At 34.8% G+C, this 14773-nt stretch carries 16 protein-coding genes; 4 read left to right on the forward strand and 12 right to left on the reverse strand.

From position 1 onward, the window contains the following. Window position 1 precedes the first annotated feature (1 nt). The 4 genes from MUA87_RS10280 to MUA87_RS10295 are packed head-to-tail and all read right to left on the reverse strand — an operon-like array spanning window position 2 to window position 1326. Entirely contained in the window at window positions 2-205 is a 204-nt protein-coding gene (locus MUA87_RS10280) for a pathogenicity island protein (protein WP_262550740.1), read from the reverse strand. Window positions 206-221: 16 nt separating this feature from the next. Next, complete coding sequence (locus tag MUA87_RS10285) at window positions 222-467, reverse strand: DUF771 domain-containing protein (RefSeq protein WP_070626020.1); 246 nt, start codon at window positions 465-467, stop codon at window positions 222-224. 13 nt (window positions 468-480) lie between these two features. Continuing rightward, entirely contained in the window at window positions 481-1104 is a 624-nt protein-coding gene (locus tag MUA87_RS10290) for a BRO-N domain-containing protein (RefSeq protein WP_105966447.1), read from the reverse strand. A gap of 3 nt (window positions 1105-1107) precedes the next feature. Next, window positions 1108-1326: a helix-turn-helix transcriptional regulator gene (locus MUA87_RS10295; RefSeq protein WP_105966446.1), complete on the reverse strand. Its 219-nt coding sequence runs from the start codon at window positions 1324-1326 to the stop codon at window positions 1108-1110. Between the two features lie 198 nt (window positions 1327-1524). Here MUA87_RS10295 and MUA87_RS10300 point away from each other — a divergent pair, with 198 nt between their 5' ends. The 4 genes from MUA87_RS10300 (at window position 1525) to MUA87_RS10315 (ending at window position 6809) form a co-directional block, all read left to right on the forward strand. Next, window positions 1525-2052: a helix-turn-helix domain-containing protein gene (locus MUA87_RS10300; protein WP_107548233.1), complete on the forward strand. Its 528-nt coding sequence runs from the start codon at window positions 1525-1527 to the stop codon at window positions 2050-2052. An 8-nt stretch (window positions 2053-2060) separates the two neighbouring features. Then, the gene (locus tag MUA87_RS10305; RefSeq protein WP_262550745.1) at window positions 2061-3119 is read left to right on the forward strand and encodes a site-specific integrase; all 1059 of its coding nucleotides are present in this window, start codon (window positions 2061-2063) and stop codon (window positions 3117-3119) included. Between the two features lie 936 nt (window positions 3120-4055). Next, the gene (gene brnQ, locus MUA87_RS10310; protein WP_002481560.1) at window positions 4056-5369 is read left to right on the forward strand and encodes a branched-chain amino acid transport system II carrier protein; all 1314 of its coding nucleotides are present in this window, start codon (window positions 4056-4058) and stop codon (window positions 5367-5369) included. A gap of 255 nt (window positions 5370-5624) precedes the next feature. Then, entirely contained in the window at window positions 5625-6809 is a 1185-nt protein-coding gene (locus MUA87_RS10315) for an MFS transporter (RefSeq protein WP_057510217.1), read from the forward strand. Window positions 6810-6863: 54 nt separating this feature from the next. On the opposite strand, the gene whiA is transcribed toward MUA87_RS10315, so the two are convergent. From whiA to hprK, 8 genes are all read right to left on the reverse strand, one after another. Continuing rightward, window positions 6864-7808 (reverse strand): DNA-binding protein WhiA, encoded by a 945-nt coding sequence (gene whiA / locus MUA87_RS10320; protein WP_002481558.1) that lies wholly within the window; start codon window positions 7806-7808, stop codon window positions 6864-6866. 18 nt (window positions 7809-7826) lie between these two features. After that, window positions 7827-8825 (reverse strand): gluconeogenesis factor YvcK family protein, encoded by a 999-nt coding sequence (locus MUA87_RS10325; RefSeq protein ID WP_002481557.1) that lies wholly within the window; start codon window positions 8823-8825, stop codon window positions 7827-7829. Continuing rightward, window positions 8812-9735 carry an RNase adapter RapZ gene (gene rapZ, locus MUA87_RS10330; protein WP_002481556.1) on the reverse strand — a complete coding sequence of 308 codons (924 nt, stop codon included), beginning with the start codon at window positions 9733-9735 and terminating at the stop codon, window positions 8812-8814. The genes MUA87_RS10325 and rapZ overlap by 14 nt, the downstream gene beginning before the upstream one ends. Before the next feature lie 166 nt (window positions 9736-9901). Beyond that, entirely contained in the window at window positions 9902-10858 is a 957-nt protein-coding gene (gene trxB / locus MUA87_RS10335; protein WP_023015366.1) for a thioredoxin-disulfide reductase, read from the reverse strand. Window positions 10859-10964: 106 nt separating this feature from the next. Further along, complete coding sequence (locus MUA87_RS10340) at window positions 10965-12404, reverse strand: tetratricopeptide repeat protein (RefSeq protein WP_002481554.1); 1440 nt, start codon at window positions 12402-12404, stop codon at window positions 10965-10967. Between the two features lie 20 nt (window positions 12405-12424). After that, a complete protein-coding gene (locus tag MUA87_RS10345) occupies window positions 12425-12907 on the reverse strand; it encodes an acyltransferase (RefSeq protein ID WP_057510215.1) in 483 nt (160 codons plus the stop codon). 11 nt (window positions 12908-12918) lie between these two features. Then, window positions 12919-13746 carry a prolipoprotein diacylglyceryl transferase gene (gene lgt, locus MUA87_RS10350; RefSeq protein ID WP_023015369.1) on the reverse strand — a complete coding sequence of 276 codons (828 nt, stop codon included), beginning with the start codon at window positions 13744-13746 and terminating at the stop codon, window positions 12919-12921. A 5-nt stretch (window positions 13747-13751) separates the two neighbouring features. Continuing rightward, on the reverse strand, window positions 13752-14684 hold the full coding sequence (gene hprK / locus MUA87_RS10355; RefSeq protein ID WP_002481551.1) for an HPr(Ser) kinase/phosphatase: 933 nt from the start codon (window positions 14682-14684) through the stop codon (window positions 13752-13754). Window positions 14685-14773 lie beyond the last annotated feature (89 nt).

Consider the following 14773-nt stretch of genomic DNA (forward strand, 5'->3'; position numbering starts at 1 on the left):
CCTAATTACCTACCTTTTTCTTATTTTTAAGTTCTAAAATTCTGCTAACATCCAACTCCATGCACGCGATGTAAATATCTTCGCTGACGTCTGGGAAGTGCTCTTTAAAAACGTCTGGTGCAATGTTGAGTAATAGATTGTGATTAGTGTCTTTGATGTTGAACCAACCAATAGCCGACTTCGTAATAATCACTTGTTGTTTCATGTCAGTTACCTACTTTCTAAAATATTCGATTGTGATTTTCTTCGATGTATTGCTTCATATACTTAGCGACAAAAGACCAATGGTCATTTTTATGTGCTGGTGCATGCGTGAATTCTGCGATTTTCGATTGGTGTTTTGGGTTCAACAACAACTTTTTTAATAATGTATTTCTGCTTTTGTTCGTATGCGCCATTAGATCGTACATCGTCCACAGTGTCTTATGTTCGAGTAGTGTGATTGTGTAATCTGTTTCTTGCAGCATATTTGTCATCTCCTTATGCCATTTGTTGTTTATCATTGTATTTGTCGTAAATGTGTTTGCTAACTGATAAAGGAAGATTATATTTATCAACAAATACCATGAATTCTACTGTGTCATTTAATACTTGTTGTCTTAACTCCAGCATGTCTTTTGTCATTCCTTCCTTTTGAACCATCTTAGGAAAGCCGAACACATTTGAAACTGCTTTGTTACTAATTGTTTGAGCTTTGCAATAATCTTTTCTAGAAATGACTTCAATACCATTCTTTAAATTATCCATCGCTTCTTTTTGCTTTTCTTTGTCCAACATGCGAAATACTTCATATTCTTTAAGTCCTGTAGATTGTCGTAATTCAACCAGCACATCACAAATCCAGTCTTGGAAATCTTCAGCTTCAGTTTTGTTAGATCTCATTACAAGACGATAAATACCTTTTTCGTTAATAACCGACATACATTGTTCTCCACCAAGGGTACGCACTTTGTGTGTATCCTTTACATGATTAGGCAGTACTCTAATTGCTGTGTAACTATCTCTAAAACCTAATACCTTCGCTACATCTCCAGCTACTGACCAATATTCACCGTCTTTTTCAATAAATCGGATTTCTTTGTTATTGAATAGTTGTTTAATCATTGGTTAAACCTCCTTTAGTTCAAACTCAAAAATATCTTCAATTTCAACATCTAAAGCATTGGCAATCTTTTTTGCTAGTTTTGGACTAGGTACTTTCTTACCATTAACGATTTGACTTAGATACGTTGTACTTACTTCTGTCTTAATTGATAATTCTGATAAGTTCAATCCCTTTAAAAACATCGCTTTCTTAAAAATATTTGAGTTGATTAATATAGTCATGCTTTTCACCCTCCTTATTTTTATCATTATCGGCGATATAAAAAGGTAAAAATAAAAGTAGTTAACAGAACATTTTATCGATATCGGCGATATACACATATGTTAATATACAGTTGTAAAAATTGCAACAGTTTTTTACAAAAAAGTTTTTTCAATTTCAATGAGCAATTTGTTATTATAATATTTGAGGTGATAATTATGAATATAGGCGATAACATAAAAAAGATACGAAAAGAAAGAAACATCACCCAAAGTGAGCTAGCAACAAAAATGGGAATTTCACAGTCTTATTTAAGCGATATTGAAAATGGAAGAAAAAATTTAGGAATAGCTACTGTGGAAAAAATTGCTAATAAGCTTGGGGTTTCAGTTGCTTATTTAACTAGTGGCAACAAAATGATGGGAGATTTAACAGATGAGGAAATAGAAGAAGAAATGTTCAAAATGTCAAAAAAAATATCTCAATCAAAAAGTAGAAGAGAAGAAAAAATCAAAGAAAGTTTATTTAATTTGATAAACAACGATTTATCTTTTTTTGAAACTCACTATTTCAACAATATATATAATTTTTATGAATTAGAAAAAACAGAAGACAATAATTTATTGTTTGTTTCTATTCTCTTACAAATGTTACGCAAACATAAAATGAGTGGTAGCAAAGAAGCATACGAAGATATTATTAATAAATTTGACGACTTCCTAAAACAGTACTTGAATATTAAGTAGGTGATTTTATGGCTTCATTCGAAAAACAAAAGAATGGTAAAACATGGCGCTACATCATTTCATACAAAGATGATGACGGTAAATATAAGAAGTATCAAAAAGGCGGATTCCGTACGAAACAAGAAGCAAAGGTACATGCGAATGATATGGAATATAACTTAAAGCGCGGATACAATATCAATAATGATGTGATCTTTGCAGACTACTTCAAACAGTGGTATGAGGTTAACAAGAAGCCCCACGTGTCGGCAAAAACTTTAACACGCTATGTTTCAATGCATAATCATATTGAAAAGCATTTTAAAAATACATTTCTAAAAGACATAAAACCATCAGACTACCAGCGATTCATAAATCATTATGGTAGCAATCATAATATAGATGGCGTGAGAAAATTAAATAGCTCCGTTCGTAATTGTTTCCATCAAGCGATTCACGAAGGATTAGTTTTACGCAATCCCACATTCAAAGCACAATTAAGCGGTGGAAATCCCAGTAAAAGCGAAGAATTAAAATTTATAAGTCATACTGAATATAAAAAGTTGAAACACTACCTTGAAGGAAAAGACAGTGTTTCATCATTAGTTCTGCTTATGGGACTTGTTACAGGTGGGCGATTCTCTGAAATTGCTAATATGAAACGTAATGATTTTTATATAGGCGAAAATAAAGTACATTTACCCGGTACAAAAACAACGACATCAGATCGTACTATAAGCATTGATACAAAAACCTTAAACAAGGTCAGAAAATTTATTAATAAAAGACCATCAGACATTAACGGTTATGTATTTACAGGAAAAAATGGTTCTATAATAACCAATGCATCGGTTAACAAAGCATTAAACAATGCTTGTAAGAAATTAGGTATCAAAAGTATCACCACACATGCGTTAAGACATACTCACGCCTCTGTGTTAATTCATAATGGTTACAGTGTTCAATATATTTCAAAACGACTGGGACATTCTTCAACATTAGTCACACAATCCGTTTACCTGCACTTATTAGAAGAAACTTATGAGCGTGAAGATAAACAGTTTATTAAGTTCATGGACAACTTATAATAAGGAAAAATTAGGGAAAACAAATTGATGTTCGGTATAAACGAATGATAATGGTATAACCAAAACCCCTTTTATAAAGGCATTTTGATAATGAAAGAAATTGAAAAACAACCTACTTTCTCCCTCCGAGGGGGTTATGTAGTTAATATTAATTAACTTGAAACCTTTGAAACGTTGATGTATCAGCGTTTCTTTTATTTTGCTATTTAAGTCATCGGGCAGTTGTTAAAAAATCAAAATAGCTTTTAATAAAAAACACCGCTAATAGCGGCGTAAGTTAAAATATTCAAATAATTATTTTTATGCATATAATTTGAAACAATTAACAAATAGTATTACTTAAGTTGTTCAATAGCTTTTAGTAAATTGGCTACTGACTTAGCTGTAAATTTATATTCAGTTGTAAAACTTTTAGTAGCCATATAACTCACTTCTTTCATAATAAAGTTTAATCAAATCCATGAAATACAAAAGCCTGTTCTTATGATTAGTTTTTTAGATTCAACATTAACTTTTCAACAATACCATTGGTTGCTTGTACAAGCACATTTATTTTGCAAGAACTACATCATTTTTGAAATTAAATTCAACTTCCTAATATGAACCTCAAAAGAAATGAAGTCTCTTAAAAGCAAAGTAGTAATCCATTACACTAATAATAAACTAGGCTCACTTCTTCAATATATAGGTTTTACACTCCAACTCCAATTTATTAATCATGCAATAAATTATCAATTCTACAATTTTTTAGTTACTCTTTTCCCTTTAACACGATATTTCCAATTAATTTCTTTCATTTCATCTAAAATATCTGAATATATGCTTTTTTAATATTTAGAAATGTGTTAAAGTTTATTTGTTTGAAAGAAATTCATCTACATAAATTGTCAGAAATTTTTGTAAATAGAGAGAAGTTTTCAACACCAGGAGGTTATTATGAAAAAAGTAATTCTAATATCAGGTTTAATGCTCTTCTCGTTATTCTTCGGAGCAGGCAACTTGATTTTTCCACCTATGCTCGGATATACCGCGCAAAGCAATATGTGGACAGGTATGACAGGTTTTGCGATTACAGGTATTTTATTACCTTACATCACAGTTATTGTCATTGCCTATTATGATGGTGGCGTGGAGTTTATCGGGGACCGCGTCCATCCTAAATTCGGGTTTATTTTTGCAGTTTGTATTTATTTATCTATCGGGGCACTATACGGGATTCCACGTGCTGCGAACGTAGCTTATGAAATCGGTGCAAAATCGATTCTGCCTATTCACAACACATGGACATTGGTAGGTTTCTCCCTTGTATTCTTTATTGTTGTAGGGTTAATCGCTTTATACCCAACAAAAATTGTCGATAACTTAGGGAAAATCTTAACACCTGCCCTATTATTGATTATTGGTGCTTTATGTATCGCAGCGATTATTAATCCTGAAGGAAAAGTCGGACAACCACATGATAAATATGCGGAAACACCTTTCATTTCAGGAATCTTAGAAGGTTACTACACAATGGACTTAGTAGCAGCTTTAGCCTTCTCAGTCGTTATCGTACAAAGCTTTAAACTCGCGGGTATTTCAGACAGCAAAAAGATAGTGAGAAACGTTATCTTATCAGGTCTGATTTCAGCGTTATTATTAACAGTGATTTACTTCTCATTAGCATACTTAGGTATCACGACAAGCAAACCAGGCTTTGATAATGGCGCAAGCATTCTAACATATAATTCAGTACGATTATTCGGATCATTCGGTAATATTTTATTCGGTATGATTGTAATTTTAGCTTGTTTAACAACTTGTATCGGCTTGGTGAACGCAAGTTCTGCATTCGGATTGAAGAAGTTCCCACAAATTTCATACAAGACTTATGTACTGTCATTCTCAGTAGTCGGATTCTTAATTTCAATCTTAGGGCTCAACATGATTTTACAAATCGCAGTTCCATTACTGACATTTATTTATCCGATTTCTATTGTGTTGGTACTGATTTCATTTGTCGCAATTGCGATTCCGACAAAATTAAAAATCGCTTATATTTTACCGACGATTTCAACATTAATTATTTCAGTACTTGAAATCTTCAACACATTTAAACTGATCAAACCACTAAATGCAGTCTATCAATTCTTGCCATTATCTGATTTAGGATTGGCTTGGTTACTACCATTTATTATCTTAACTGCAATTGGTATTGCGATAGACTTTATGCGCAATAAGAAACATACACAACAACCCGCAACATCTTAATATTGATTGAAATGCCTTTCTCATTTTACGAGAAAGGTATTTTTATTTGACCAAAGCTTATTGTCACAATATTTCAATAATATTTCTATCTATTTCATTATAATTTGTTTGTGTTAAAATGAATCATGCATTTTTAATTTGAAACAAGCATTGTTTCAATCTTCACACTTCCACAACATATATGCGATACACTTATATTAAGGTTCATCAATATAATCTTTATTAAACAATTCATCATAGAAAGGGAGGATATATTTGAAACAACCGTCGCTCAATTATAATTTAATTACGACTGTATTCTTTATTTCAGGTATTGCGGTTATGTGCAGTCTTTACTCTGCCATTCCTTTAATGCCGATTATGGGGAAAGAATTACATTTAAGCGAAGGTGCCACAACATTAATCGGTGTGGTATTCTCAGTTTCTTATTCAGTCAGCTGTATGTTTTATGGAATCATTGCCGACAAGTTTGGTAAGAAGAAGGTCATATTAATCGGCTTGGCTATGCTCACACTTACAACTTTTGCGATCGGCTTTATTCATAACTTTGCGCTATTACTGATTGTACGTGTTTTACAAGGAATAGCTACCGCAAGCTTCTCACCTGTGTCATTAACATATGTGACAGAAGTGTTCCCTATTCATAAACGTGTTACCGCAATCAGTTTTATTAGTACCAGTTTCATGTTATCTGGTGTTATCGGTCAAAACTTAAGTGATATTATCGCCGCACATATGAGTTGGCGTATCGTTTACTTCGTATTGACTGTTGTTTACTTATTGCTGATTGTTTGGATTTACCGAGCTATTCCGAAAAGTCCTTATCATATGCCTGATACAAAATTCTCAGTGTTCTTTAAAAACATGAGACATATTTTTGATAATAAAGGCATTGTATTATGTTTCTTTGTTTCATTAACTATCTTAACGTCATTTGTTTCTATGTATGCTCTGCTAAATGAATATTTGACATCTGACCCAATCAACGCTGATTTAACGACAATATCATCAGTGAAGCTATTTGGTTTAATTGGTATGTTATTAGCGTTATCTGCAGGTCGCTTAAGTGATTTCATCGGTGTAAAACGTATTATTCTAATCTCATTAATCACTGCAGGTATCTCATTGATACTGATGGGCGTGACGCACAATCTCATTATCATCACATTATTCAGTGTTATCTTTATCGCAGGTATCTCTTTTGTGATTCCTTCTGTGATATCACAAATCGGTCTACTGACTACTAAAGATAAAGGCTTCTTCTTATCTATCAATACCTTTATGTTATTTATCGGTACAGCGATTGCACCTGTATTGTCTATGCAGTTGTTAAACAATATGCAGTCATTTAAAATGATGTTCATTGTATTATCAATCGTGAATTTCATCGGCTTTATTATAGCTTTAGGAATTCCGAAAAAATCAGTCGTAGATCAATAACGATAAAAAGCAGTCACTCATTTCAATTTTCAAATGAGTGACTGCTTTTCTTTATCACATTTCAATATGTTCACCGCTTCTAATCTTATCTGCTAACTCATTCAACTTACGTAAACGATGATTAACACCTGATTTCGAAATTGTGCCTGTAGAAACCATTTCTCCTAATTCTTTTAGAGAGACATCTTGATTTTCCACACGCAATTTCGCAATTTCTCTTAAACGGTCTGGTAAGTTTTCAATGCCGATTTCTTGATCAATCAACTGAATACTTTCAACTTGCTTCATCGCTGCACTAACTGTTTTGTTTAAATTAGCTGTTTCACAGTTTACTAAGCGATTTACTGAATTACGCATATCTCTGACAATACGCACATCTTCAAATTTCAACATCGCTTGATAACCTCCGATTAAACTCAAGAAATCAGAGATTTTCTCCGCTTCTTTCAAATAAACGATATTTCCTTTTTTACGTTCTAAATGTTTCGCATTCAATTCATATTCATTCATTAAAGCAGTTAAGCCTTCTGAATGGCTTTCGTATAAAGAAAATATTTCTAAATGATAAGAAGATGTTTCTGGATTATTCACAGAACCGCCAGCTAAGAATGCACCGCGTAAATAACTTCGTCTCATTTCATCGTCACGAATCAAATCTAAATCAATAGCGTGTGTAAACACACCGTCTTTTAAGATACCAAGTTCATGTAAGATTTCACGAGACTTCATTTTCGTTCTGCAGATATAAATGTTGTTCTTCTTCAGCTTCATTTTCTTTCGAACAAGAATTTCAACTTCAATATTAAATACTTTCTTAATCAGAGAGTATATACGTCTGGCTGTTGTCGCATTTTCAGTTTGTACATTGATGACAAATTGCTGATTCGACAAACTGAGTGCACCATTCATCCGTATCAATGCGCTAAGTTCCGCTCGCGCATTTTTATCATCGACATCGATTCTTGTCAATTCATTTTTCATGTCTGATGCAAAGCTCATGCCGCGCCATTCCCTTCTTTAAAATTTTCTATTTTTCGGATTAAATTGGATTGTGCTTGTTAAATCAAGTGCCAATTCATAAATCATGCGTGCTAAGCGTGTTGTATTATGGCGCACACGATTTTTCGAAGAAACATGGACTAAATCTTGTGCAGTAATCGGTTCAATACCTGCCGCTTCAATCGATTCTTTATGATAAGTCACAGGTTCTGCCTGTTCTTTATGGTAATTTTCTAAAATGTCTTTACTGTACTGATGATTCTCACAACAAATCACATAATCAATAAAATTTGTTTTCATGTGATTATGCATTGCTTGAATATGATCCATCACATCAAAATGATCTGTTTCGCCATGTTGCGTCATCACGTTTGAAACATAAACTTTAGGTGCCGCACTATCCACAATCGCTTCACCGATACCTGGCACACATAAATTGGAAATTACGCTCGTATACAATGAACCAGGGCCTAATACGATTAAGTCTGCATCTTCTAATGCCTCTACCGCTTCTTCCATCGGCTGCACATCTGCAGGCTCTATAAAGACACGCTTAATTGTTTTTTGACGCTTCGGTATATTAGACTCACCATACACGATTTCACCATCTTCCATCTCCGCATTTAAACGAATACTAGAATTTGTTGAAGGAATCACGCGTCCTTTGATATTTAAAATTTTACTTAATTCTTTAACCGCATGACCAAAGTCATCCATAATATTTGTCAGTGCCGCAATCAATAGGTTTCCTACTGAATGACCTTCCACTTGATTCTCTTTGAAGCGGTACTGAAACAGCTCCTTTAAAGTCGGTTCTGTATCACTTAAGGCCGCAATAACGTTACGGATATCCCCAGGAGCGGGAATGTCCATTTCACTTCTGATTTTACCTGTACTTCCCCCATCGTCTGCTACCGTCACAATTGCGGTAATATCGATAGGATAATCTTTTAAACCACGAGCCAATACAGATAAACCTGTACCGCCCCCGATTAATACGATTTTAAGCTTTTTCATTTCTCTCGCCACTTTCGATATGTGCATCTCTATGATGAACGTAAACATTATAGTCGTAACTATCATTCAAGTCTTCGGCTAATCGTTTCGCTAAGGCAACAGAACGATGCTGTCCGCCTGTACATCCGATCGCAATCACTAATTGTGTCTTGCCTTCTTTTTTATAGCCCGGAATCATAAATTTCAATAAGTCTAATAACTTATCATAAAAGATGGCTGTTTCTTGCCATTTCATGACATATTGATATACAGCGTCATCATTACCGGTTAAAGGACGTAACTCTTTTACATAAAATGGATTCGGTAAGAATCTCACATCAAAGACTAAATCTGCATCTTGTTGGATGCCATGTTTGAAGCCAAAGCTCGTTACACTAATACTAAATGTTTCGATATCATCTCTATTAAACAATTTGTTTATTTTTGCACGTAATTCTTTTGGATTTAAGTCTGTTGTATCTATGACAAAGTTCGCAAAACTACGGATTTCAGATAATGATTGACGTTCTTCTCTAATAGAATTAATCAATGAATTTTGACCGTTATCACTTAATGGGTGTGCACGGCGTGTTTCTTTATATCTTGAAATTAATTTTGCTTCACTTGCCTCGACAAACATCACGTCTACTATAATGCGATTCTTGCTGCGTAAAAAATCTACTTCTTTTACTAAGGATTTGAAAAATTCGCGACCGCGTAAATCAATCGCAATTGCTACTTTTTGTAAAGATGGTGTGCCTTGCTCCATCAACTCCACAAATTTCGGCAGTAAAATCGGTGGTAAATTGTCTACACAAAAGTACCCTAAATCTTCTAAACTCTGTAAAACTACAGACTTCCCAGCCCCCGACATACCAGTAACCACTAATAATTCACTCTTATTTACGACTTCATTTTCTTCATGTTGCATAACGACACCATCCTGTAATTAATTCGCTCATAATATCCTTATCTTTATCATAGTATCATATTACATTCTAACTTGAACATGATTACTATGGAATATGTAAAAAGGTTTGAATAGATGCATGGTTTAAACCGCTTCATGCACTACTCAAACCTTCTTCGTTTTTTTATTATGCTTCTTCTGCTTCTAGTTTATCTTTCAATTCTTCGATATAGCCTTGCGCATTTTGAGCTGCGATACTACCGTCTCCAGTAGCTGTAACGATTTGTCGTAAACCTTTTTCACGCACATCGCCTGCTGCGAAGATACCAGGAACTTTTGTTTCCATTTCTTCGTTTGTTACGATGTAACCTGCTTCGTTTGTGATACCTAAATCAACAATCGGTGCAGTTAAAGGTTTCATACCGATATAAACGAATACACCATCAGCGTCTAATGTTTCTTCTTTACCATCTACTGTAGATTGTAAAGTAACTGAGCCGACTTTACCGTCTTTTTCATTAATAGATGCTAATGTGTGATTCCAGATAAAGTGCATTTTTTCGTTTTTGAATGCACGATCTTGTAAGATTTTTTGTGCACGTAATTTATCTCTACGGTGAACGACAGTAACACTGTCCGCAAATTTAGTTAAGAAGTTACCTTCTTCTACTGCAGAGTCTCCACCGCCGATAACGTATAAGTTTTTGCCTTTGAAGAATGCACCGTCACATACTGCACAGTAACTTACACCGCGGCCGCCAAGTTCTTCTTCACCTGGCACACCGATTTTTTTGTATTCTGCACCTGTTGCGATAATCACCGCATATGCAGTAACAGATTTATCTCCATAAAAGACTTCTTTAATATCGCCTTTATCTTCAATCGCTTTAATATCGCCGTACTGATAAACAGCGCCGAATTTTTGCGCATGATCAAACATTTTTGTTGATAAGTCAGGACCAGAAATTGATTCGAATCCTGGGAAGTTTTCAACATCTTCAGTGTTTGCCATTTGTCCGCCTGGCACACCACGTTCGATCATTACAGTTTTTAAGTCCGCGCGAGAAGCATATACGGCTGCAGTCATACCTGCTGGGCCTGCGCCGATAATTACAACATCATAATCAGGTTGTTGTTTAGTCATTCTTCTTGCCTCCTAGTATTTAATCACACTCATTATAAGATAGAGCTTTCTTGAAATATACTTTTATGCTCAAATTGTGAATTGTACTATTTTACATACACAACTTTTAAACTTCTAGTAGAATTTCAATTGATTTATTCAAACGGTACATAGATATACCGAACCATTCTGTAATAGCTTTTTTCGTATAAGCATCGGGTCGTGTTTTAAAGAAGAGATATACACACGCTGCCACATACCCTTCTACTTTTTCCAAATCATATTCTTGCGCAATGATTCCTTCAGCACGATCAATCCAATGTACAAATAAAGATTGATATTCTCTTAAAGCCTCTTTCTCATACAAGGTTAACATGCCTCGATGAATGAAATCTAATTTGACTAATTTCAATCCTTTTATCAAATATGTCAGATATAGTTTTTCGTATTCATTCATCGTTTCTAATACATTCCAAATTTCTTCTGTAATTAATAGTTCTCTGCCATTCATCTGTTCTAATAAGAAAATCCCATAAATACGTTCATGGCTGTCTTCACTAATTAATAGCGGCGCAATATGCGAATGGAAATAGAGATTTTTCTCAGAAATCAACCAAGGTGGCGGTCCTGGAGGTGTATCTGTCATTGCTTCAAGCTTTTCCCAAAACACCTTACTTTGCTCTTTATTTCCCAGGTGATAAAAGTTGACGCTTAACGCATGAAACATTTGCATGGAAATGAATTTACCTTTTTTAAACAAAGGATACAATAATTTTTGCGAAGCACTGAACTTTTGTAGATAGCTGAGGACAATACCAAGTTTGAAACTTTCTTCATCATTCATTGGTACAACTTTAGACAATGATTGCAGATAGTTCGGATAAGCTTTGTCATTTGTGTTATAAAGTAATAACGTATAATGACATAATGCATAAACATCCGTCTGATTTTCTTTTAAAAGCTGTTTCAACATATTACGTGCGATATCATAGTTTCCTAAATACAGATGTATCATTGCTAATAAATTGCGTACACTTTCATGCGTACGTACTGTCATTTCTTGGCGTTGAATAAACTTTTTCGCTTCTTCTAACTTTCCTTGAGAGAAAAGATATTGAAAAATAATCTGAACTGCGAATACTTGGCTCTCTTTTTCAAGTACATCTACATCCTTATAGACAACTTCAAAGGTTTCTTCTAGTTCTTTTCTATAGTCTTCATCCTCTGACAGCAGCACATAATTCATCCCGAAACAAAATGCTTTATTCGGATCTTGTAAATTCGTATATATTTGACTGAGTTGATAATAGGATGATTCTACATGTTCACCTTTCGCAATGAAATCATAATAACGTCCAACAACTTGCTTAGCTTGACCCACTTCAGTCAGTGCGGTTGTATAATCTTGAAGCGCTTCAAAGTCAGAAGGCGACAATTCAAGGACTTTATGATAGTACTCTGCGGCTTTTTGATAATCTCTATGTTTTAGTTTTGACGCTGCCAGTCGTTTAAAAAGTGATGCATCTTGCGTCATTGGAATCACTTTTTTAGATGGTTCTGATGTCATTGTATTGCCCCTCCTCTCACTTATAATCTGATCTGCATGGGATTGCCGAAAGCTAAAGCGCCATCTGGTACATCTTTATTAACTACCGTACCTGCACCGATTTTGACATGACTACCAATTTTAACCCCAGGTAAAATTGTCACATTGGCACCGATTAATGTATGATGACCGATTTCAACTTTTCCCACTCTCAACTCTGAAACTAAAAATTCATGGGTCAATATTGTTGTATTATACCCTATCACACAATTATCTCCAACTTGAATTAGATGCGGATATAAGATATCCGGCATCACTTTATAGGCAAAAGCTGTGTGCTTTCCAACTTGCATACCTAAACAAGCACGGTAAATCCATCGTTTTAATTTCAACGATGGAATATACCGTGCAATTTCAATCATAATCGTTTGTCTAAACGCTTTTTTCACTGTGATAAAATGATACATTCTCCAAAGCGGATTAATCTGCGATTGACTGCCCGCTACTTTTTTATAACGTCTCATTTAATCTCCTCTTATTTCGGCCATGCCAAGTTTCTGGCATCTTTAAATTTAGGTGGTTGTTTCTTCATTCGACGATAGATAATCATAACGACACTGATAATAATCAAGATAACAGACATCACCTGTGCCACTCTGATATTGCTTGTCAACATTAAACTATCTGTACGCATACCTTCGACAAAGAATCTGCCGATTGAATACCAAATCAAGTATAAGAAGAATGTTTCACCAATTCTTAAGTGCTTACGTAAAAATAGTAATAACGCAAAGCCGAGCACATCCCAAACTGATTCATATAAGAAAGTCGGTTGATAGTACTGGCCATCAATATACATATTATCAATAATAAATCTTGGAATATGAAGGTTCTCTAGGAAACTTTGAGACACAGGTCCCCCATGTGCTTCATGGTTCATAAAGTTCCCCCAACGTCCAATACCTTGCGCTAAGATAATACTTGGTGCAACAATATCTCCAATTTGCCAAGGGTTATGATTGTTCATTTTACACACAATAATGCCTGTGATAAATCCACCAATCAAACCACCATGAATGGCGATGCCGCCATGCCATATCATCGGTATCTCTGAAGGATTTGCGGCGTAGTATGGCCATTGGAAAATCACGAAATAAATCCGTGCTGCCACAAAGCCGAAAATAGCACTCCAAAAGATAATATCAATCAATGCATCTTGATGATAGCCTACTTTCTTTGCGGTCGCCTGCGCAATAAAATAACCTAATAAGATGCCGAAGGCAATAATAATCCCATACCATCGCACATCAATCGGGCCTAAGCTGAAGGCCACCGGATCAATATAACCTAAGTTAAACAACATCTAGCTTACTCCTCTTTGTGTTCATTTTTTCTAAGTATTTCGGCATTTAAACGTTCGTTAAATTCTTCAGCTGTATTGATGCCCATAATGTTCAAGCGATAATTCATCGCCGCAACTTCAATAATAACTGCCACATTTCTACCCGGTCTTACCGGAATTGTTTTCTTTGTGATTTCAGTATCTAAAATACGTAAGGTTTCTTCATTCAAACCTACACGGTCGTATAGCTTATCTTTATCCCAGTTTTCCAAATTGATATTCAAACCGATTTTCTTCTCTGTCAAAATCGAACCTGCACCAAATAACGTCATTACGTTAATAATCCCAAGTCCTCTGATTTCTAATAAATGTTCGATTAATTTCGGCGGTTTACCAATCAATTCATCTTTCGTGATTTCACGAATCTCCACATTATCATCCGCAACAAGACGGTGTCCACGTTTTACTAACTCTAACGCTGTTTCACTTTTACCGATACCAGAATCACCAGTAATTAAAACACCTACACCATATACGTCTACTAATACACCATGTAAAGATGTTGTTTTCGCAAGTTCATGTTCAAGATATGTAGTTAATCGGCTCATTAAACTTGTTGTCGCATCTTTAGATGTGAGTAATGGTACACTGAGCTCTTGTGCCGCATTGACTAATTCTTCTGGCGGCTCAATATCACGTGTAACGATAATTGCCGGTGTATCAGGACGGCATAACTTACGTAATCTGCCTTGTCGTTCTTTATCTGGTAATAAATTATAAAATGATAATTCAGTTGTCCCTAATAATTGAATACGGTCAGACGCATAATGCGAAAAGTACCCCGCCATTTCCAAACCTGGGCGTGAAATATCTGTATTATGAATCGGACGATCCAATCCTTCTTCTCCGGCTACTAAATTTAACTTGAATCTGTTTACTATAGCTCTAGCACTTAACATATTTTCACCTCAATCAACATTCTTCGTTATATGCTCATCTCTATCATATCAAAAAAGAATGCAGAAACGTTATTGGTTTTATCTCTATT

The sequence above is a fragment of the Staphylococcus simulans genome, assembly GCF_025561465.1.
GTDB classification, from domain to species: domain Bacteria; phylum Bacillota; class Bacilli; order Staphylococcales; family Staphylococcaceae; genus Staphylococcus; species Staphylococcus simulans.